The organism is Microbacterium ureisolvens (assembly GCF_019511645.1).
GTDB classification, from domain to species: domain Bacteria; phylum Actinomycetota; class Actinomycetes; order Actinomycetales; family Microbacteriaceae; genus Microbacterium; species Microbacterium ureisolvens_A.
The window spans coordinates 43,331-64,221 of record NZ_JAEUAX010000008.1 but is presented as its reverse complement, the minus strand read 5'-3'; the positions used below and the strand labels follow the sequence as shown (position 1 = coordinate 64,221).

The following is a 20,891-nucleotide window of genomic DNA, read 5'->3' as shown; positions in this document are numbered from 1 at the left end:
CGTGTCGCTCCGCCGTTCGATCTACAAGTCGCCCGCCCAGCTGCGGGCGATGGTGGAGCCCGGGCTCATCACGGCCGCGGCGCTCGACGCGGCCCGCAGCCTGATCGCTCCAGGCGTGACCACGGCGGAGCTGGATGCCGCGGCATCCGCTCTCATCACCGGCCGGGGTGCGAAGTCCAACTTCCAGATGGTGCGCGGGTACCGTCACACCATCTGCGCCTCGGTCAACGAGGAGGTCGTGCACGGCATCCCCGGCGACCGAGTGCTCGCGCCCGGCGACATCGTGTCGGTCGACGCCGGCGCCGAGTACAAGGGATGGAACGGGGACTCCGCGTTCACGTTCGTCCTTCCGGACGACAGCCGCCCCGAGGTCGTCGCCGCGCGGCAGCACCTGTCGGATGTGACCGAGGGGTCGCTGTGGGCAGGCATCGCCGCGCTCGCGACCGCGAAGCACATCGGCGAGGTCGGCACCGCTATCGAGGAGTACATCGAAGCCAACTCGCCGCGCTCTTCGGACGGGACTGCCCGCACCTACGGCATCCTGCGCGAGTACGTCGGGCACGGCATCGGCCGCAAGATGCATGAGTCGCCGTCCGTCTTCAACTACCGCGTCGCCGATCCCGGACCCGAGGTGCGTCCCGGACTCGTGCTCGCCATCGAGCCCATGGTCGTGATCGGCGACCAGGCCACGTTCGTCGAGGACGACGGATGGACGGTCTCCACGATCGACGGCACGGCGGGCTCCCATTGGGAGCACAGCGTCGCGGTTCACGAAGACGGAATCTGGGTGCTCACGGCACCCGACGGCGGCGCCGCGGGCCTTGCGCCCTTCGGCGTCACGCCGCGCGAGATCGCCTAGGAGGCTCGACATGGCACAGACGGCCCGCAAGACCAACTGGTTCGCGATCTGGGTGACCCTGGGCGTCGTGGTGGCGCTCGTGCTCGTCACCGTCCTCGTGGTGTCGCTCAACAACGCTGCGACGCCCAAGCCGCTGCCGACCGAGGTGAACACCCCGTCCTCCGCGGGCATCGATGCCGAGACGGGAGCCATCCTCGTCGGCGACGGTCCCGACCGCCTCGACACGTACATCGACTTCATGTGCCCCGTGTGCAATCAGTTCGAGCAGATCTACGGCGCCGAGATCGAGGGCATGGTGAACGACGGCAGCATCACGCTCGGCATCCATCCGATCTCGATCCTCGACAGCCAGTCCAACGGGACCCAGTTCTCGACGCGTGCGGCGAACGCTGCCTACTGCGTCGCGGCAGCCGACCCCGACGCCTCCCTGCCGTTCCTGCAGGCGATGTTCGAGAATCAGCCCGCCGAGGGGTCGAACGGTCTCACGAACAGCGAGATCCTCGAGATCGCGTCCGGCGTGGGTGTGACGGGCATCGACTCGTGCGTCAACGACGGCACGTACGCCGGCTTCGTCACGACGATGACCGAACAGACCCCGATCCAGCCCGGGTCCCAGGGGATCGGCACGCCGACCATTGCCGTCAACGGCGAGGTCATCGCGAACTCGCAGCTGCCCCCGGCGGGCTCCCTCGCGACGCTCTTCGAGTAGACCTTCCGAGAACGGATGCCGCGCCCCCCCGGCATCCGTTCTGTCCGTGCTGGGAAGGACCTGGACCAGGTTGCCGAGGCATCCACTATCACGTATGCTTGATCTTTGGTGCGTTGCGCCTGTATTGGCGTGTCGCCGCACCGAATCCCATCCACCGCAGATCGACCGGTCTGCACAAGTGTTAGCGAGCGTATGGCGAAGAAAGACGGTGTCATCGAGATCGAGGGCGTCGTGTCCGAAGCGCTGCCCAACGCGATGTTCCGCGTTGAGCTCAGCAACGGCCACAAGGTCCTCGCGACGATCTCCGGCAAGATGCGGCAGAACTACATCCGCATCATCCCCGAGGACCGTGTCGTCGTGGAGCTGTCGCCCTACGACCTCACCCGCGGGCGCATCGTCTACCGCTACCGCTAGGCCGGTCGAGAAGTAACACCCCACGCTCCGGCGTGCCCGGTGAAGACAGCGAAGAGAAGAAATCATGAAGGTCAACCCCTCCGTCAAGCCCATCTGCGACCACTGCAAGGTCATCCGTCGCCACGGTCGCGTCATGGTGATCTGCAAGAGCAACCCGCGCCACAAGCAGCGCCAGGGCTGATCAGGTCTGCCGGATGCCTCGACTCGAGGCATCCGGATCCCACAACTGAATACGCCACTCGGCAGCGTCAGAACCCGCCCTCGACGAGAGGAACAGCGGGGGACACCTCGGGCTGGGGGCCCGGGCACCGACACTGCTCCACACCTCCACCAACTCTCAGGAGAACCGCATGGCACGTCTTGCCGGCGTTGACATCCCGCGCGACAAGCGCGTGGTGATCGCCCTCACGTACATCTACGGCGTCGGCCGTACCCGCTCGAACGAGATCCTCGCTGCGACGGAGATCGACGAGAACATCCGCGTCAAGGACCTCAGCGACGACCAGCTCATCGCGCTCCGCGACTACATCGAAGGCAACTACAAGGTCGAGGGTGATCTCCGCCGCGAGGTTGCCGCCGACATCCGCCGCAAGGTCGAGATCGGTTCCTACGAGGGCCTGCGCCACCGCCGCGGCCTCCCCGTGCGCGGGCAGCGCACCAAGACGAACGCCCGTACCCGCAAGGGCCCGAAGCGCACCGTCGCCGGCAAGAAGAAGGCGCGCTAAGGCGCGGCCCCCAGGGTTTAGGAGAGCAAAGCAATGGCACAGGCCAAGTCCGCCGCGCGCAAGCCGCGCCGCAAGGAGAAGAAGAACATCGCGCTGGGCCAGGCCCACATCAAGTCGACGTTCAACAACACAATCGTCTCGATCACCGACCCGTCGGGCGCCGTCATCAGCTGGGCGTCGTCGGGTGGCGTGGGCTTCAAGGGCTCGCGCAAGTCGACGCCGTACGCCGCCGGCATGGCCGCGGAGTCCGCTGCCCGCCAGGCGCAGGAGCACGGCGTCAAGAAGGTCGACGTCTTCGTGAAGGGTCCGGGCTCGGGCCGCGAGACCGCGATCCGCTCCCTCACGGCCGCCGGCCTCGAGGTCGGCTCGATCCAGGACGTGACGCCGCAGGCCCACAACGGCTGCCGTCCGCCCAAGCGCCGCCGCGTCTGACATCCCGGAGCCGGGGCACCCCTCGTGGGTGCCCCGGCTACCGCACGCTTCACGGATGCCCTGACCCCGCAGACCAGCAGGGCCCGAGGCATCCCCCGAGTAAAACTCAACACCTCACCCACCGCACGTGTCATATAGCGGGCACGTGATCGAAAGGAACACATAGTGCTCATCGCACAGCGTCCCACTCTGACCGAGGAGAAGATCGGGGAGTTCCGCAGCCGTTTCGTCATCGAGCCGCTGGAGCCCGGCTTCGGTTACACGATCGGCAACGCGCTGCGTCGCAGCCTCCTGTCGTCCATCCCCGGCGCAGCCGTGACGTCGATCCGCATCGACGGCGTCCTCCACGAGTTCAGCACCATTCCCGGTGTCAAGGAGGATGTCACCGAGATCATCCTCAACATCAAGCAGCTGGTCGTCTCCAGCGAGCGCGATGAGCCCATCACCGCGTACCTGCGCAAGACGGGCGCCGGTGAGGTCACCGCCGCCGACATCTCGGCGCCGGCCGGTGTCGAGGTGCACAACCCCGAGCTCGTCATCGCGACGCTCAACGACACCGCGAAGTTCGAGCTCGAGCTCACCATCGAGCGCGGCCGCGGCTACGTCTCGGCGACGCAGAACCGCAACGAGTACGCCGAGGCCGGCCAGATCCCGGTCGACTCGATCTACTCGCCGGTGCTCAAGGTCTCGTACCGCGTCGACGCGACGCGTGCCGGTGAGCGCACCGACTTCGACAAGCTCGTGCTGGACGTCGAGACCAAGTCCTCGATCGCCCCGCGCGACGCCGTCGCCTCGGCCGGTCGCACCCTGACCGAGCTCTTCGGCCTGGCCCGCGAGCTCAACGTCGAGGCCGAGGGCATCGAGATCGGCCCGGCGCCGGTCGAGACCGTCCTCTCGAACGAGCTGTCGATGCCCATCGAGGACCTCGACCTGTCGGTGCGTTCGTACAACTGCCTCAAGCGCGAGGGCATCAACACCGTGTCGGAGCTCGTCGCCCTCTCGGAGACGCAGCTCATGAACATCCGCAACTTCGGTCAGAAGTCGGTCGACGAGGTGCGCGACAAGCTCGTCTCGCTCGGCCTGTCGCTGAAGGACTCGGTCCCCGGGTTCGACGGCGCGCACTTCTACGGCGGCTACGACGACGAGACCGTCTGAGCCGATTGGTTCCGGATGCCGCGGATAGCGGCATCCGTCCCCCCGACCGACTTTTCACACTGGAGTAACTGAGAATGCCCAAGCCCACCAAGGGTCCCCGCCTCGGAGGCGGCCCCGCCCACGAGCGCCTGCTGCTTGCGAACCTCGCCGCCGCGCTGTTCACCCACAAGTCGATCAAGACGACCGAGACCAAGGCCAAGCGCCTGCGTCCGCTCGCCGAGCGCCTCATCACGTTCGCGAAGCGCGGCGACCTGCACGCGCGTCGTCGCGTGCTGTCGGTCATCGGTGACAAGGAAGTCGTGCACGTCCTGTTCACCGAGATCGCTCCGCTGGTCGCGGACCGTGACGGCGGCTACACCCGCATCACCAAGGTCGGCAACCGCAAGGGCGACAACGCGCCCATGGCCGTCATCGAGCTCGTCCTCGAGCCCGTGACGAAGAAGCCGTCGGCCAAGAAGGCCGCCGCGGCGAAGGCTGCTCCTGCCGAGGAGGCTCCGGCCGAGGAGACCCCCGCCACCGACGAGGCCGCCGAAGCCGGCGCCGAGTCGCAGGAGGAGGGCGCCGCCGCCGAGGCTGCGGCCGAGGAGGCCGTCGAGGCTCCCGCCGAGGAGAAGTCCGCGTAAAGCGGATCCCGCCGGGCGCAGCAGCCCGGCACCCTTGCACCGCGAGGCCCGCCACCCACTGGGTGGCGGGCCTCGCTGCGTCTGGGCAGGCTGCTCGCGGGCGACCGAGCGTGCGACGGCCGGCGAGCAGGCGAGCGTGCGACGGCCGGCGAGCAGGCGAGCGGGCGACCGAGCGTGCGACGGGCCAGGCGAGCAGGCGAGCGTGCGACGGGCAGGCGAGCGTGCGACGGGCAGGCGAGCAGGCGAGCGGGCAAGCCGGCGAGCGGGCAAGCCGGACGGATGCTGCGACTCGCGACCCGACCGGAGGTTCAGGGCAGGAGGTCGGCGCTGAGGATCTCGGCGAGGCGGTCGGCCCGTTCGGCGGCGTCCTCGCGGCGCTCTTCGGCCAGCTCGTCGACGGCGGCCGCGACGGTGTCGGCGAAGATCCGCCCGCCCGCGGCGCCCGGGTGGATCCGGTCGCCGGCGAGCAGGTCCTCGTGGGGCGCGATGGCGCCCGACCAGTCGGCGACGATGACGTTGCGGTGGTCGTCCGCGAACGCCGTGAGCTCGGCGTTGACGCCGGGGATCCAGTCGCGCGGGGCATACGCGTTCACCAGCACGAGGCCCCGCTTCGGGCCGACGGTGTCGGCGAGGTGCTCGAGCGACGAGGGATCGACCGCGCCGTTCGTGCCGAGGGCGACCACGACGTAGGGGCGCAGGCGCCCGGCGGCGTCGAGCTCGTCGACGATCTCGGGTCCGGCCCACATCGAGCGCGAGACCTCGGCGTCGACCTCGATGCCCGGCAGTCGCTCCACGAGTCCCGCGGCCGACGCGAGCATGACCGAGTCGCCCACGGCGCTGATCTGGTCGCCGGTGACCTCGGTGGTCGTGGGGGGCGCAGCATCCGTCGCGGAAGGGCTGGGGGCGATCGGCGCGGGGGTCTCGCGCAGGGCCTTCTCGAGCGCCTCACGCCCTGCCTCGACCGCCGCCTCGGCGCTGGTCTCGTCGGGTGAGACGGCGATGGCAGCGCCCGCGCCCGCGAGCACGAGCGCCCCGCTGAGGGCGACGCCGAGCGCCCGCAGGCGGGCACCGGGTCCGCCCTGCACGCGCGCGGCGAGCAGGCGCATCGAGGCGCGGAATCCGTGACGGCGCACGGGTGTCTCGACATAGCGGAGCGACAGAGCGGATGCTGCGGCCGTCGCCGCGAGCACGCCGAGGCCGATCCACATCGGCGCCGCGGCGACGGTCGTATCGGGCGCGAACGCCGCGACGGCGAGCACGAGCAGCGGCCAGTGCCACAGGTAGATGCCGTAGGAGCGGTCGCCGATCCAGCGCATCGGCCGCACGTCGATCGCCGGGCCGAACCAGGACCCCGGCCACACCCCGGCGACGATGGCGACGGCGCTCAGCACGCTCGCGGCGAGGAGGGCGCCGGGGAACATCGCGGCCGTGGAGCTCTGCGGCACCATCGCGAGCGCGACCAGGCCCGCCAGGGCGAACACACCTGCGGCGCCGGAGATGTGACGCGCAGCGCGCGCGTCGACCCAGCGGGGTCGTGCCGCCACGAGCGCCGCGTCAGGCACCGGGCGCCACTGCGGCCCCCGCTCGCCGTCGCTGGTGGTCGCCACGAGCGCCGCGGGCGCAGCATCCGTGACCCGGAACACCCGCGCCAGCAGGAAAGCCAGGCCGACGCCCAGCAGCAGCCCGAACGCGTGCGTGTCGGTGCCGAAGTAGGCCCGCGTGACGTCGCTGCCGCCCGCGATCGCCACACCCATCCACACGGCAGACGCAGCCGCCAGGGCGAAGGCGGCCGCCGTGCGCATCCACGCGCGCGGCAGCAGCAGGAACAGCGGGAAGATCAGGGGCCAGAGCACGTAGAACTGCTCCTCGACCGCGAGCGACCAGAAGTTGCGGAACAGCTCGGGCGTCGCCGCCGCGAAGTACCCGCCGCCGCCCGCGACCGAGACCCAGTTGTAGCTGAACGTCGCGGCACCCAGCACCTGCGCGTCGAGGTCGACGAGGACGTCGCCGCCGACCACCCAGGCGAGCGCCGAGCACACCCCGACCACCACCGCGAGCGCGGGCAGGAGCCGTCTCGCGCGCCGCTGCCAGAAGCGGCCGAGGGCCACGCGTCCGGTGGAGACCTGCTCGCGCAGCAGCAGGCTCGTGATGAGGAAGCCGCTGATGACGAAGAACACGTCGACGCCGATGAAGCCGCCCGGGAGCGCCGCGGGCGGGAACAGGTGGTAGACGACCACGAGCAGCACGGCGATCGCGCGCATGCCGTCCAGCCCGGCGAAGCGGGCGGGCGGGGCGGTGGCGGGCGCAGTCGACGTCATGGGTTCTCGCGAACGAAGGTTTGGGGGGAAACGGCAATTGTACGCGGCATGCCTGGGCGTATCAGGGCGCGCGGTCGCGGCTCTATGCCAGAAGCAGGCCGAGCGCTACTCTTGCCCCAACCTCGGCGGGCCGAGGTGTGGGGGAGGCTTCCAGCGCCGCTGCACGTGATCCAACGGCGGCGTACGAGGGGAGAGAGCGTGTCCGGATCGGAGACGCCCGTGGCGACACCCGCGCATTGGGTGGGCACGCCGCGCGTACGCACGCGTGCGGGTCTGTCGATCTACTCGATCCTGCTCATCATGCTGCTGTCGGTGAGCGTGCTCTCGAGCATCGTCGTCGGCATCATCGGCTACGTCAACGGCACCGAGGCGCTGCGCGCCATCGCGTACGAGAAGCTCGTCGAGATCCGTGAGAACCGCGCCCGCGAGGTGTCGCAGCTGTTCCGCTCCATCGAGAACTCGGTACGGCTGTCGGCGCTCAACGACACGAGCAAGGCCGCCGTCCGCGCCTTCACCGAGGGCTTCGACGAGCTGGACGCGCAGGATCCCGACCCCGCAGCATCCGCCGCCGTCGACGCCTACTACCGCGACGCGTTCGCCGCCGATCTCGAGGCCGCGACAGGGGAGGACGTCGACGGCTCGGCGTTCGCCCCGCGCGGCGCCGCCCAGACCTACCTGCAGAACCACTACGTGATCCCGTACGACTCGTGGGAGGACGCGATCGTCACAGACGACGCGGGCGACGGCAGCGCGTGGTCGGCGGCGCACGCCAAGTACCACGACTACTACCGGACGATGACCGAGCTGCAGGAGTACGAGGACGTGCTCATGCTCGATACCGAGGGCAACGTCGTCTACACCGCCTACAAGGGGGTCGACCTCGGCACGAACCTCTTCGACGGGCCGTACCGGCTGTCGAACCTCGCCGTCGCCTATCGCGAGGCGATGGACCGCAACATCGTCGGCGATGTCGTCCTCGCCGACTTCGCGTCGTACGGGCCGAGCCTCGGCGCCCCTGCCGGCTGGGCAGTGGTGCCGATCGCCGACGACGGCGAGGTGCTCGGGGCGCTGGCGATCGAGCTGCCGATCGAGCGCATCGACGACGTCATGACGGTCGCGGGCGAGTGGGAGCTCAACGGCCTCGGTGCGACCGGCGAGACGTACCTCGTGGGCTCCGACGGCACGATGCGGTCGGTCTCGCGCGCGCTGCTGGACGACGCTGAGGCATACGAGACGGATGCTGTGGCCGCGGGTCTTCCGCCGGCAGCAGCGGCGCTCGCCGTGAACAACGGCAACACGCTGCTCAATCAGGCGATCGCCGGCACCGCCGTGACCCGCGCTCTCGCCGGAGACTCGGGCACGCTGCTGGAGAGCGACTACCTCGGCCGGCCGAGCCTCACCGCGTACGCGCCGCTGGCCGTCGACGGACTGGACTGGGTGATCGTCGCGCAGGAGACCGAGCGGGAGGCGATGGTCCCGGTAGAGGACTTCACGCGCAACCTCATCCTGTCGACGGCCGCCATGATCATCTTCGTCTGCGTGCTGTCGCTCGTGCTCGCGCAGGTGTTCGTGCGGCCGCTGCGCCGCCTCAAGACCGCCGCCCAGCGCATCGCGGCCGGCGACGAGGGCGTGCAGGTCGACGCGGGCTCGAGCGACGAGCTCGCCGACGTCGCGAACGCGTTCAACGACATGAGCCACAGCCTGCAGGTGAAGTCGCACCTCATCGCCCAGCAGGAGAAGGCCAACGAGGACCTCATCCTCTCGTTCATGCCCGAGGGCATGGCGAGCCGCTACAAACTCGGCGACGAGGCCATCACGCAGGACAGCGATGACGTCACCGTCGTGTTCGCCGACATCGTGGGCTTCGAGGCGCTCGCGCTGTCGATGTCGTCCGACGACGCCGTCGCGCGGCTCAACGACCTCATCCGGGCGTTCGACGAGGCCGCGGAGCGGCACGGCGTCGAACGCGTGCGCACCACCCGGCAGAGCTACCTCGCGAGCTGCGGCCTCGCGACACCCCGGGTCGACAACGCCCGCCGCGCCGTCGAGTTCGCCCTCGAGCTCGACACGATCCTCGAGCGCTACTCGACACAGCAGGGGGTGTCGCTCACACTGCGGGCTGGGCTCGACTCCGGCAAGGTCACCAGCGGACTCATCGGTCGTGCCCGGGTCGTGTACGACATGTGGGGGGATGCCGTGAACCTGGCGTTCCGCGTGCAGGGCGACTCCGACGAACCCGGCATCTACATCACCCAGCGGGTGGCCGAGCGGCTTCCGGATTCGATCACCGTGCTGCCGGCGGGGGAGATCGAGACGCAGTCGGGCGGTCAGCGCGTCTGGAAGGTCGAGGCCCCGAGCGTCGTCGTGGCGGAGGGGTGAGGCATCCGTGGCCGATATCGTCTCGCAGCCGTGGTTCTGGCCCGCCGTCGTCGTGTCGGTGGGGCTGCCGCTCGCGCTGATCGGGCTGACGGAGTTCCACAACGCACTCTCGCGCCGCGGCAGCCGCGCGGCGCCGATCGTGCTCATGGTGCGCAACTACCTCGTGCCGGTCGCGGGCATCCTCGTGCTGCTCAGCCAGCCCGGCGCGTGGGAGGGGTCGGGAACGTGGCCGAAGGTCGTGTGGACGATCTTCGGACTGCTCGTGATCGTCGTCACGATCAACGCCGTCAACCACCTCGTGTTCCACCGCGCCGAGAAGGGGTCGTGGCGCGACCGGTTCCCGACGATCTTCAGCGACCTGATCCGGTTCGTCTTCATCATCCTCGGGATCGCGGCCGTCTTCTGGTGGGTGTGGGATGCCGACGTGGCCGGCGTCTTCGCAGCGCTCGGCATCACCTCGATCGTCGTCGGCCTGGCGCTGCAGAACGCGGTCGGGTCCATCGTGTCAGGCCTGTTCCTCGTGTTCGAGGCGCCGTTCGAGCTCGGCGACTGGATCGAGACAGGGGGCGCGCGCGGGCAGATCGTCGAGGTGAACTGGCGTGCGGTGCACCTGGAGACCGGCAACGGGACGGTGATCATTCCGACGGCCGAGCTCGCCGACGGCTCGTTCGTGAACCTGTCGCGCAATCCCGAGCCCTACGCGGCGACGCTCGAGGTCGCGTTCGGCACCGACGACCCGCCCGGGCGCGTGCGGGAGCTCCTCGTCGCCGTGGCGCGGGACATCCCGCTGCTGTCGCCGGGCCTCGAGCCGTCGGCCGCGACCCTGGGCGGCTCGCGGTACGAGGTCTCGATCCCCCTGCGCACCCCCGGTGATCGCGCCGACGCGCTCGACGCCTTCGCGACGCGCCTCTGGTACGCGGCGCGCCGCGCCGACCTGCACCTGGACGGCGACCTCACCGACGAGTGGCGCACCCCCGCGCGTCTCCAGGACGCACTGCGGCAGATCGCGCCGTCGCTCAGCCTGGCACCGGGGGAGGCGGAGGCTCTCGCCGCCCACGCGCGCCTCGAGCGGTACTGCGCGGGGGAGTCGCTGCTGCGTCCCGGAATCGTGCCCCTCGAGACGCGCTTCATCCTCACCGGGACGGTCGTGCTGGGCATCCCGACCGAGGACGAGGGCTTCGTGCAGGTGGGAGTCCTCACCGCTGGTGACGCCGTCGGCCTCACCGCTCTCGCTCGCACGCCGACGATCTCGCGGGCATCGGCGACGAGCGAGGTCGATGTCGTGGTCGTGCCGGTCGCCGCGCTCGACGACATCGTTCGCGCGCACCCGGTGGTCGCGCGCGAGATCGTGCGCGAGAGCGAGAACCGGCTCCGCCAGGCGGGGGCGGCGCTCGCCGCCGCCGGCGAGACGCTTCCGCGCGGCCGCTTCGTCGTCGGCTGATCGCGAGTTCAGCGGCTGTTCGGCAGACTGGCGGCGCCGAATAGGCTGGAGCCCGTGCGGATCCGCCTCGACATCGCCTACGACGGCACGCATTTCCGGGGGTGGGCACGCCAGCCGGGGCTGCGCACCGTCCAGGAGACGCTCGAAGCCTCCCTCGCCCGCGTGGTCGGCGGCGACCCTCGCCTCGTGGTCGCCGGACGCACCGACGCGGGCGTGCACGCCACCGGCCAGGTCGCGCACGTCGACCTCGACGAAGCCCAGCAGCAGCGCATGCTCGCACGGCACGCGCGTCCGGCCGCCGGCATCCCCACGCCCGAAGACCGCGCCGCGGCGCTCGCCGCGCGCATGACCGGCGTGGTCGGCGCCTACTCCGACGTCGCCGTCACCGGGTCCCGCATCGCGCCCGCGGGCTTCGACGCCCGCTTCTCGGCGGTGTGGCGCCGCTACGAGTACCGCATCGGCGACACCGTCACCGGGTACGACCCGCTCGAGCGCCATCGCACGACCACGGTGCGCGCGGCCCTCGACACGGAGGCGATGGATGCTGCGGCCCGCGCCCTCATCGGACTCCACGACTTCGCCGCCTACTGCAAGCCGCGTGAAGAGGCCACGACGATCCGCACGCTCCTCGAGTTCGACTGGCGGCGCGACGCCGCCGGCGTGCTCGTCGCGAACGTCAAGGCGGACGCGTTCTGCCACAGCATGGTGCGCGCCCTCGTCGGGGCGTGCGTCGCCGTCGGCGAGGGGCGGCTCGACGTGGACGACGTGGTCGACATCCGCGATGCGCAGGAGCGGGTGCCCGAGGTGAAGGTGCTCGCCGCGCGCGGTCTCACGCTCACCGAGGTCGGCTACCCCGCCGACGACCTGCTCGCGGGGCGCGCCGAGCAGACCCGCGCGCGGCGCGATCGCGAGTGACATCGCCCCGCTAGACTGACCGGACGTTTTCCGGCGCGACTCGGGGGTTCTATGCGCAGGTGGAACCGGTTCGCCGGTGTCGTGACGGTCTCGCTCGTGGGCATGGCAGCGCTCGCCGGATGCGGGCCCGCACCGTGGGAGGACGCAGCGGGCGGGACCACTCCGACCCCGACGTCGACCACGATCCCGACCCCGGTGCCCAACGACCTGTCCGGCGGGGCGACGGAGCGCGAGCTCAGCGCGGGCGCGGTCACGGCGACGATCGACTACTGGTCGACGCTCTCGATGGACCAGTGGACCGCCGAGGCGATCAAGCCCGTCAGCATCTCGCTCGTGACGACCGTCACACCGGACGACGGGCAGAAGGTCTACCTGCAGCGCGCCACGATGACCGCCGTGCCGGCGACGCCCACCGGTGCGCTGGACGCGCTCGCCACGCAGGTGGACGCCGCGACCGTGAGCCCGGGCTACCTCGTCCTGGATCCGTACAGCTACTCGCAGACCTTCAACGTCGGACCGGTCCCGGCCGAGGCGACGTACGTGACGCTGCAGTTCAGCTACGACTTCCTCGTGCAGACGACCCCGTCGTCGAGCGAGTACGCCAAGCAGACCGCCACCGACACGCTCACGGTAGCTCTGACTCGCTGATCAGGCGGTTGACGATGGTGGCGCCGACGCGCTCCCATCGGTCGCCGCCCTTGGCGCTCGCGACCCGGGCGGCCTCGCGGCCGGTGTACACGAGGGTGTCGAGGTCGTAGCCCAGCACGGAGACCGGCGCCCAGCCGGCGCTCGCCGTCGGCCGGATGGGCAGCGCCCCGTGCACATCGAGCAGTGTGACCCGCTCGAGCGTGGCGCGCAGCAGGTCGCGCACCACCGCATCGGGCCGGGGCACCAGCACCACGACGGCGCCCGCCGAGGGCGAACCGACGTCGGACTCGGCAGGGAACACGGCGCGCACCTCGTCCTCGAGCAGCTCCGAAAGGGTCGCGAACGCCGCGGCCCCCGCGGTCTGACGGATGTCGGCGGCGTCGTCGAGCCCGAGATAGACGACCGACCACGGCTCGGAGGTCTTCTGGGCGCGAGCAAGGCGGTCGCCGGCGGTCCGCTCGAACTGCTGCCACGCCGTCGAGACCGTCGCGCTGCGGCCGAGCCCGCTGTCGCGTGCCGTGGTGCCGACCACGGCGATCAGCGCGCAGGCCACGTACACCAGCATCCCGATGGATGAGATCAGCCGCACGAGCTCGAAGTCGTCGCCGCCCGAAGGGGGGAACACGAGCCCGGCGACCAGCGTGCCGACGCCGGTGACGAAGAAGGCGACCGACACGATCGCGAGCGGCAGCAGCAGGCGATCGTTGCGCCGCGACGCGGCGCGGGCCCAGTCGAGCACGAACAGCCCGGCGAAGACGGATGCCGCGAAGAAGACCGTGCGGTACGCCACCGTGAACCATGCGAGGTCGTCGACGATCGCCAGCGAGAACGCCGAGACCGCGGCCATGGCGGCCCCCGCCCAGACATGCGGACGCAGCCCCCACGTCGCGCGGAAGCCCGACCACAGGAACGCCGGGGCTCCCATCAGCGCGCCGAGCGAGGCGCGACGGAGCGCTTCGATGCCGGCGACGTCTCCGGCGACGACGCCGTAGGTCGCGAGCATCGCGAGGGTGAAGGCGATGCTCCAGTACAGAGTCGGCAGCCCGGGGCGCACGAGGAACGCGATGCCGATGGTGAGCATCGTCGCGAGGGTGGTGATCACCGCCTGCGCGATGCCGAGGTCCACGCCGGCTCCGGCGATGAGGTCGGTCATGCTCGTCCTTCTTCGTCACGCCGGGCCTCGGGCACAGCGGCCGATTCCCCGGCCAGCTCGCCTGCCAGCGGGAGGCGGATCGTGACGGTCGTGCCCCGGTCCGCCTCGCTGTCGATCGAGAGCGTGCCGCCGTGGGCGAGCACGATGTCGTTGCTGATGCCGAGCCCGAGGCCGGTGCCGCCGGATTTCTTCTTGGCTTCGGCGGTGCGGAAGTACGGCGTGAGGATGTTGGGCAGGTCCTCCGCCGCGATGCCGATGCCGGTGTCGGCGACCGACAGCACGACGTGGTGGCCCTCGACGGTGCCCATGATGCTCACGCGGCCGTCGCGCGGGGTGTACTTGATCGCGTTGCTCACGACGTTGTCGACGACCTGCCGCAGCCGGAACCCGTCGGCGGTGATCGGCAGGGCGTCGTCCGCCTGCACGTCGATCGTGATGTCGCCCGAGACCGCGGTCGGGCGGAACGAGGCGACGGACTCGAGCAGGATCTCGCGCAGGTCGATGTCGTCGACCTCGTCGCGGCCCGAGAAGCCGCGCTTCGAGGTGGTGCCCAGACTCTGGATCATCGTCAGCATGCGGTCGCTCGCCGCGACGATCGACTCGAACCGCTCGCGCGTGCGCGGGGTGAGGTCGTCGAGCTCGAGGGCCAGCTCCGCGTTGCCGATCATGACGGTGAGCGGGTGCTTCAGCTCGTGCGAGGCCATCGCGGTGAAGCGCTCCCGCTCGCGCTGCGCGTAGGTGAGGGCGGTCACGTCATGGACGAGGAGAAGGATGCTGGTTCCCTCATCTCGGCCGGCGGCGAGGCGCTTGGCGGTCACCGAGAGCGCGCGCCACTCGCCTTCGGCGGTGAACAGCCAGACCGAGGCATCCGTGAAGGTCTCACCGCGCGCGGCACGCGCGAACGGCCGCTCGGAGAACGGCACCGGCATGCCGCGGAGCCCGGTGTACTCGACCGAGCGCGCGGGCAGGGTCGGGTCGAGCGGGTCGAGACCGTACAACCGCGAGTACGCGTCGTTGACGGCGAGCACGGAGCCGTCATGGGAGATGCGCGCGATGCCGGTGTCGACGCCGTTGAGGATCTCGCTGGTGCGGCGCTCCTGGTCGGCACGGCGCGTGTAGGTGGCGGTGAGGCGGTCGGCCTGCCGCTTCAGCAGCCGGCGCAGCGACCGGGTGCGGCGCAGCGCCAGGTGCGCGGTGATGCCGATGAACGTCAGCGACAGCAGCACGACGAAGGCGCGCAGCGCCGCGACGGTGCCGGTCGAGACGGCGGACTCGACCAGGAGGATGAGCCCGATGGTGGCGAGCATGGCCGCGAGCGCCGCCGCCCGGAAGTGCATCGCGACCCACATCACGGGGAAGCCCCACAGGTAGCCCAGGCGCAGCTCCATGCCGCTGGACATCAGCCCGATCGCGAGCGCGTCGGCGAACGGGATCGCGAGCACGGCGGCGGCGGGCAGTCGCGACCATGGCAGGGCGAGCGTGACGATCGTGAGGACGACGACCGCGAACGTGCCCACGAGGAAGTTCCAGCGGCCGAACAGAGCCGGTTGCAGCGCCATCACGAGGATCGCGGTGATGAGCACGCTGGCGGCGAGCACGAGCTGTGTCAGCCAGATCGACCGGGTGCGGCCGTCGGGCGCGCCCACGACGAGCGTCGGTCGTGCAGCCCCGGTAGCCATAGGCCGATTCTATTGGCCTGCGATCGGGCATTTCGGCGCCGAGCCGAAAGGTGGCAAGCGCTCTCTTGCGGATGCCTTGCGCAAACCTTGCGGTTCTGTTCGCTGTCTCTCGGAGGGGCCTTGCGGTCGGTGGGAGAAGCTCTTCATGTGCCGGAGACACCGGCCGGGAATCCGAAAGGCGAGGAACGTGACCGACATCGTCCCCCTCACCCGCAGCAAGCGGACGCACCACAGTGACGCGACCGCTTCGCTCGAGGACATGACGACCGTTCATGCCGCCCACGGATTCGCCGACGACTTCGAGGCCGTCCTCGACGACACCTCGGTGCACCGCTCGACCATCGGCTGCGTCATCCCCGCGTACAACGAGGAGGAGTCGATCGCCCAGGTGATCGAGTCGCTGCTGGGCCAGACCCGCGTGCCCGACGTGATCCACGTGGTCGTCAACAACACGTCCGACGCCACCGTCATGCTGGCGTCGCAGTACGCCGGCCCGCACGAGGTCGTGACCGAGCTCGGCGAGCAGTTCACCGAGGTCTTCGTCCACGACATCGGCAAGAACCCCGACAAGAAGGTCGGCGCCCTCAACTACGGCTACACGCTGGTCGAGGGCTACGACTACCTGCTCGGCGTCGACGGCGACACCGTCGCCGACGCCAAGGCGGTGGAGTACCTCGAGGCCGAGGCCACGAGCGACACCCGCATCGGCGGCATCTCGGCGATCTACTCGATCGACGACAAGCCCATCAAGGGCGCTCTCGCGAAGTTCCTCACGACCGGTCAGCGCTCGCAGTTCGCGGCCTTCAACCTGCACAACCTGCTCCGCGGCCGCAACATGGCGGTGCTCGGCGGTCAGTTCTCCATCTTCTCGACACACGCCCTGCGCGACGTCATGAAGGAGAACCACCAGTCGACGCCCTGGGTCAAAGACTCCGAGGTCGAGGACTCGCTGCTGTCGCTGCAGATCAAGAGCGCCGGCTACCTCACCAAGATCAGCCCGTTCGCCCGCGCCGACGTCGGCGGCATGACGACCCTCCGCGCGCTCGACGCGCAGCAGGTCAAGTGGACCTACGGCGCGATCGAGCTCATGTGGCCCGGTCAGCGCGGCGACACCAAGGGCCAGCCGTTCCACCCGAATCTGCGCGTCCGGTGGCTCGAGCACTTCGACATGCTCATGAACATGTTCGTGCGCATCGCATTCATCACGCTGCTCGCGGCCTCGCTGTCGATCGGAGCGTTCGTCTTCTCGTACTGGTGGCTCATCCCGCCCGTGGTCGCGATCGCGCTCAACACCCGCATGGCGCTCACGATGCACAACCGGAACGCGCGCGACATCGTCTTCGGTCTGACGCTGGTTCCGGCCGAGATCTACATGTGGATCCGGTGCAGCCACTTCGTGCGTTCGTGGACGCGGTTCCTGTCGCGCAAGAAGGTCGACAACTGGGCGATGCAGGCCAAGGCCGAGCGCGGCGGCGGCTTCGGCCACTGGACGCCGCTCATCCTCGCGGTCGCCGTCATCGCCGCGATGGTCGCCATCTGGATGATGCTGCCCGTGATGGTGCAGTCCACGGTCCTCTGGATCGGCTGGCCGATCGTCGGCGTCGTCACGGTGCTGCAGACGCTGTCGATGTTCTTCAAGCTCATCCGTCGTCATCACGGATACAAGGTCTGACCCGAACCCGAACCGGGTCAGAACTGGGGAGCGCCGCGGCTGGGGAGCACGGCGCAGGGGGAGAAGGTGAGGGGCCCGCCTGAGGGGGAGGGGGCGGGCACCCTCACCGCACAAGCCGGGGCGGAGGCATCCGCTCGTCCGACACGCACCCGAAGCGTGTCACCACTGGGGAAGCGCCAAGCTGGGGAGCACGGCGCGGGGGAGGAAAGGCGACGGGACCGTCAGGGGAGAGGCGGAACCGTCGCCAGGCAGGAAGAGGAGGCATCGGCTCGTCTGGGGCGAGCGGATGCCTCCTCTGCTGTTCAGAGGGGTCAGCCCTCCGAGGTCAGCCGGTAGCCGACTCCGCGCACCGTCTCGATGTACCGCGGGTTGGCGGCGCTCTCGCCGAGCTTGCGTCGCAGATTCGTCATGTGCGCCTCGACCGCGCGCTTGTCGGCGTCGCCCACGAAGTAGCTCGTCACGTAGGACTCGCCGCGCAGCACGAGCGTCAGGTCGGCCTTGCTGCGCACGCGCCGCTTCGACTCGAGCAGGGTCGCCAGCAGATCGAACTCGGTGCGCGTGAGGTCGAGCTCGTCATCGCCGATGAGCACGATGCGGTTCTCGGGGTGCAGCCGCAGGTCGCGGTGCGCCAGCCACTCGCCGTCGGCGTCGCCGTTCAGGACGACGGATGCCGCGCCCGCCGGCACGATCACGGTCGCAGGTGCTTCGAGGTCGCTGTCGTCGACGGCGGGCGCCGTCGGCACGGCCGTTGTCGTCGGCCGCGAACCGGGGAACGACGGACCGACGCTCCCTTGGGACGGCGGTGCCGCCACGGCCGGGGCTCCGTCCGACCCGGGACGCGCCCGCCGCATGAGCGCCTCGACGCGGGCGCGCAGCTCGCGCGGGCGGAAGGGCTTGAGCAGGTAGTCGTCGGCGCCGGCGCCGAGACCGGCGATCACGTCGGCCTCGTCGTTCATGCCGGTGAGCATGATGATGAACGTGTCGGACTGCGCGCGGATCCGCTTGGCCGCCTCGATCCCGTCGATGCCGGGCATGTTGACGTCGATGGTCGTGAGCACCGGCTTGTAGGTGAGCACCGCACGCACGCCGTCGATCCCGTTGCCGACCGAGACGGTGGAGAACCCCGATGACTCGAGGACTTCAGCCAGAACGTGCCGGATCTCGGTGTCGTCCTCGATGATGACGGCTGTCTTCAGCTCGTCGGAAGGGGTGCTCATGCGTGCGTGCTTTCTCGGACGGTGGAACCGGATATGCGCCGATTACCGACCCCAGCCGCGGCCCCCGACGCATGCGCAAAGTACTCCCGATGCTACACACAACGGGGAATGCCTGGTCGGGGATCAATCCGCGACGACGTTCCGCGTGAGCTCGACCGCGGCCTCGGGGAACCATCGTCCGGCGGCAGGGCCCCCGTTGCAGTCGCCGTCGCTCTCGCCGGGCGGCTTGATCCACAGGTTCGTGTCGACGAAGTCGTCGCCTATCGTGCCGCCGGATTCGCCCACGAGACGGCCGGGCGGGTTGCACCATTCGCCGTCAGCGCCGGCGCCGTTGCGCCCGGTGTCGATGATCGCGTGCAGCCCGTCGAGCCGGGCGGCGACGTCGTGCGCGTACGCGACCTCGTCGTCGGTGGCCTGGAAGTTCGACACGTTGGTGGCGAACCCACGGATGCTTCGGCCGCCGTCACCGCGCGACGCGCCGTCGACCCGGTCGATGAGCGCGGCCATCTCGGCGGCCGGCAGCCAGTTCGAGTGCCCGCCGTCGACGTAGATCCAGGTGCTGTCGCCGGCGATCGCCTCGACCGCCGCGCTCAGCTGCGCGACGCGCTCGTCGATGTTGCCGCACTCGGGCGCGAGCGCGAGACTGTCGGGTTCGAGGATCACGATCGGCGCGGTGTCGGCCGCGGTTCGCAGTGCGTCGCCGATCGCGCGCGTCCACTCGATGTACGCCTCGCCGTCGAGGCCGCCGGCGGAGTGGCCGCCGCAGTCGCGCTCGGGCAGGCCGTAGACGACGACCGCGGTGCGGGCGGACTGGTCGCGTGCCTCGTCCGCGAGGGCCGCGATGCGCTCGCCGACGACGTCGAGGGGGTCGGCCTCCGGCGTGAGCCACACCGCGGTGGGCTGCTCGCTCAGATACCTCGCTGCGGCCTGCTCGGGGCTGCCGTCGGCGGCCCGGGTCGCAGCATCCGTCGCCTTCGAGAGCTCGGAGGCGACGATCTTCGTGCCGCGGCCCGGAGGCTGGGGAGCCTGCCCCCGCAGGAGGGCGATGGCCGCCACGACGGCCACTACGGCCACCACGGCGACGGCGCCCGTGATCGCCGCGATCGTGCGGGTCCGTCGTGAGGTGGGCACGAAGGCGAGCCTACGAGACCTGCGCCGGGGCGCGGGCCCCGGCGTGTCGCGTCAGGCCGTGCGCGGGCGCGGGCTGCGCACGCGCGCGGCGGGTGCGGTGCGTCCCGACACGAGCGCGCCTCGGCGGGCGGTGGCGCCGCGCTTCGAGCCGACGAGCTGCAGCAGGGCCGCCGCGAGCGGGCTCGCCGAGGTCGCCTCGTCCTCGAACGCGTGGGCGACGACGGATGCTGCGCGCTCGAACTCCTGCGCCTTGGCCATGGCCGCGAGGCGCTCGGCCACGACACGGTCGGCGTCGGCGTACTCGGCCCGCAGGCGGGCGCGCTCGGACTCGTCGAGTCCGGGGCGCCCCGCAGTGCGCTCGAGGGCCTCGGCGGCGCGGGAGCGCAGGGCGAAGCTGCGGTGGAGCTCGCGCTCGGCCTCCTCGCGGGCGGTGCGGCTGGCGTCGAGTGCGTCGGCGAGATCGGCGCGGACGGTCTTCGGGGATGCAGCGGTCATGGGGTCCTCCAGGATCGGGGTGCGGGTGTCACGCTGGGATGCCGTGGACCGGCACACCACTCCAGAGGCGCGGTGTCCGAATTTCGTACATAGGGACTTCCTGTCAAGGTCATCCGCTCGCCAGGTCGGCGGCATAGGCTGTGGTCGTCATGAAGGTCATCTCGTACAACCTGCGCAAGCACCGGGCGGCGGGGGAGCTCGCGCACCTGGTCGAGCGCCATGGCGCCGACGTGCTGTGCCTCCAGGAAGCCGACACGTCCGACATCCCCGAAGAGATCTCGGGGCTGCGGCTCGCCGACTCCACGCAGCGCAACCGTCTCGGTCTCGCGGTGTACTACCGCGAGAACACGTACCGCCCGGTCGAGGTGCGCGCCCTAGCGCTGAAGAAGTCGCTGCACGACCGCGTGCTCAAGCCCGCGGAGGAACGGCTGCTCGGCGTGCGGCTGCACGACATCGACGAGAACACCGACCTCATCGTGGCGTCGTTCCACGCCGCTCCGCTCACGGCGCTGAACTCGCTGCGCCGCCACCAGATCCGCACGGCGCTCGGTGAGCTCCAGCAGCTGGGCGAGGGACTGCCGGCGCTCATGGTCGGGGATTACAACTACCCCGTGTTCAAGGAGCGACTGGGGCAGCACATCCGCGAGCAGGGGTACGAGCTGAACCTCTCGGACTCCCGCACGTACACGCGTTACCGGTTCTTCCGCGGGCACTACGACTTCGCGACGTCGATCGGTTTCGAGATCGACCGCGTGCGCACGCTGCCGCAGGGGCTGAGCGACCACCTGCCGATCCTCGTGACCGCTCACCCCGCTCCGGGGGTGCGCCGCGTGGTCGAGATCGCCGACCCTGAGGCCTCCGCAGAGGCGGCAGGAAAGTCGGGCGCCGCCTGAGCACGCGACTCTCGCGTGACCCCTGACATCCGG

The 20,891-nt window shown here is 70.3% G+C and carries 20 protein-coding genes; 14 read left to right on the top strand and 6 right to left on the bottom strand.

Annotated features, from left to right (window positions below):
* Nucleotide 1: 1 nt before the first annotated feature.
* The 8 genes from map (at nucleotide 2) to rplQ (ending at nucleotide 4,917) form a co-directional block, all read left to right on the top strand.
* Complete coding sequence (map, locus tag JNB61_RS14555; protein WP_159846853.1) at nucleotides 2–859, top strand: type I methionyl aminopeptidase; 858 nt, start codon at nucleotides 2–4, stop codon at nucleotides 857–859.
* A gap of 10 nt (nucleotides 860–869) precedes the next feature.
* Entirely contained in the window at nucleotides 870–1,568 is a 699-nt protein-coding gene (locus JNB61_RS14550) for a DsbA family protein (RefSeq protein ID WP_220291877.1), read from the top strand.
* Nucleotides 1,569–1,760: 192 nt separating this feature from the next.
* Nucleotides 1,761–1,982 carry a translation initiation factor IF-1 gene (infA, locus tag JNB61_RS14545; RefSeq protein WP_018171468.1) on the top strand — a complete coding sequence of 74 codons (222 nt, stop codon included), beginning with the start codon at nucleotides 1,761–1,763 and terminating at the stop codon, nucleotides 1,980–1,982.
* Nucleotides 1,983–2,046: 64 nt separating this feature from the next.
* Nucleotides 2,047–2,163: a 50S ribosomal protein L36 gene (gene rpmJ / locus JNB61_RS14540; RefSeq protein ID WP_005050492.1), complete on the top strand. Its 117-nt coding sequence runs from the start codon at nucleotides 2,047–2,049 to the stop codon at nucleotides 2,161–2,163.
* A 169-nt stretch (nucleotides 2,164–2,332) separates the two neighbouring features.
* Nucleotides 2,333–2,707, top strand: a complete 375-nt coding sequence (gene rpsM / locus JNB61_RS14535; RefSeq protein WP_045301516.1) for a 30S ribosomal protein S13 — start codon at nucleotides 2,333–2,335, stop codon at nucleotides 2,705–2,707.
* A gap of 33 nt (nucleotides 2,708–2,740) precedes the next feature.
* Nucleotides 2,741–3,139, top strand: coding sequence for a 30S ribosomal protein S11 (gene rpsK / locus JNB61_RS14530; protein ID WP_018171470.1), 399 nt, complete (start codon nucleotides 2,741–2,743; stop codon nucleotides 3,137–3,139).
* A gap of 165 nt (nucleotides 3,140–3,304) precedes the next feature.
* Entirely contained in the window at nucleotides 3,305–4,294 is a 990-nt protein-coding gene (locus JNB61_RS14525) for a DNA-directed RNA polymerase subunit alpha (RefSeq protein ID WP_116194480.1), read from the top strand.
* A 74-nt stretch (nucleotides 4,295–4,368) separates the two neighbouring features.
* Entirely contained in the window at nucleotides 4,369–4,917 is a 549-nt protein-coding gene (rplQ, locus tag JNB61_RS14520) for a 50S ribosomal protein L17 (protein WP_159846847.1), read from the top strand.
* A gap of 308 nt (nucleotides 4,918–5,225) precedes the next feature.
* On the opposite strand, the gene JNB61_RS14515 is transcribed toward rplQ, so the two are convergent.
* Nucleotides 5,226–7,235 (bottom strand): acyltransferase family protein, encoded by a 2,010-nt coding sequence (locus tag JNB61_RS14515; RefSeq protein WP_220340093.1) that lies wholly within the window; start codon nucleotides 7,233–7,235, stop codon nucleotides 5,226–5,228.
* 219 nt (nucleotides 7,236–7,454) lie between these two features.
* On the opposite strand from JNB61_RS14515, the gene JNB61_RS20535 reads away from it, so the two are divergent.
* From JNB61_RS20535 to JNB61_RS14495, 4 genes are read left to right on the top strand one after another with little or no spacing between them, the layout of a single operon-like run.
* Nucleotides 7,455–9,614, top strand: a complete 2,160-nt coding sequence (locus JNB61_RS20535) for an adenylate/guanylate cyclase domain-containing protein (RefSeq protein WP_220292928.1) — start codon at nucleotides 7,455–7,457, stop codon at nucleotides 9,612–9,614.
* Nucleotides 9,615–9,621: 7 nt separating this feature from the next.
* A complete protein-coding gene (locus JNB61_RS14505; protein ID WP_220340092.1) occupies nucleotides 9,622–11,055 on the top strand; it encodes a mechanosensitive ion channel domain-containing protein in 1,434 nt (477 codons plus the stop codon).
* A gap of 54 nt (nucleotides 11,056–11,109) precedes the next feature.
* Entirely contained in the window at nucleotides 11,110–11,970 is an 861-nt protein-coding gene (gene truA, locus JNB61_RS14500) for a tRNA pseudouridine(38-40) synthase TruA (RefSeq protein WP_159846835.1), read from the top strand.
* Between the two features lie 51 nt (nucleotides 11,971–12,021).
* Nucleotides 12,022–12,618: a hypothetical protein gene (locus JNB61_RS14495; protein ID WP_220340091.1), complete on the top strand. Its 597-nt coding sequence runs from the start codon at nucleotides 12,022–12,024 to the stop codon at nucleotides 12,616–12,618.
* Here the strand turns inward: JNB61_RS14495 and JNB61_RS14490 are convergent.
* A complete protein-coding gene (locus tag JNB61_RS14490; RefSeq protein WP_220340090.1) occupies nucleotides 12,596–13,771 on the bottom strand; it encodes a hypothetical protein in 1,176 nt (391 codons plus the stop codon). The genes JNB61_RS14495 and JNB61_RS14490 overlap by 23 nt on opposite strands.
* Entirely contained in the window at nucleotides 13,768–15,450 is a 1,683-nt protein-coding gene (locus tag JNB61_RS14485; protein ID WP_220340089.1) for a sensor histidine kinase, read from the bottom strand. Before JNB61_RS14485 ends, JNB61_RS14490 begins: the two co-directional genes overlap by 4 nt.
* Before the next feature lie 259 nt (nucleotides 15,451–15,709).
* Here JNB61_RS14485 and JNB61_RS14480 point away from each other — a divergent pair, with 259 nt between their 5' ends.
* Entirely contained in the window at nucleotides 15,710–17,122 is a 1,413-nt protein-coding gene (locus tag JNB61_RS14480) for a glycosyltransferase family 2 protein (RefSeq protein ID WP_223214867.1), read from the top strand.
* A 311-nt stretch (nucleotides 17,123–17,433) separates the two neighbouring features.
* On the opposite strand, the gene JNB61_RS14475 is transcribed toward JNB61_RS14480, so the two are convergent.
* The 3 genes from JNB61_RS14475 to JNB61_RS14465 form a co-directional block, all read right to left on the bottom strand.
* Nucleotides 17,434–18,339: a response regulator transcription factor gene (locus JNB61_RS14475; protein WP_159846821.1), complete on the bottom strand. Its 906-nt coding sequence runs from the start codon at nucleotides 18,337–18,339 to the stop codon at nucleotides 17,434–17,436.
* 123 nt (nucleotides 18,340–18,462) lie between these two features.
* A complete protein-coding gene (locus tag JNB61_RS14470; RefSeq protein ID WP_220340088.1) occupies nucleotides 18,463–19,470 on the bottom strand; it encodes a glycoside hydrolase family 6 protein in 1,008 nt (335 codons plus the stop codon).
* Between the two features lie 51 nt (nucleotides 19,471–19,521).
* A complete protein-coding gene (locus JNB61_RS14465; RefSeq protein WP_220340086.1) occupies nucleotides 19,522–19,965 on the bottom strand; it encodes a hypothetical protein in 444 nt (147 codons plus the stop codon).
* A gap of 149 nt (nucleotides 19,966–20,114) precedes the next feature.
* On the opposite strand from JNB61_RS14465, the gene JNB61_RS14460 reads away from it, so the two are divergent.
* Nucleotides 20,115–20,858: an endonuclease/exonuclease/phosphatase family protein gene (locus JNB61_RS14460; protein WP_220292359.1), complete on the top strand. Its 744-nt coding sequence runs from the start codon at nucleotides 20,115–20,117 to the stop codon at nucleotides 20,856–20,858.
* Nucleotides 20,859–20,891 lie beyond the last annotated feature (33 nt).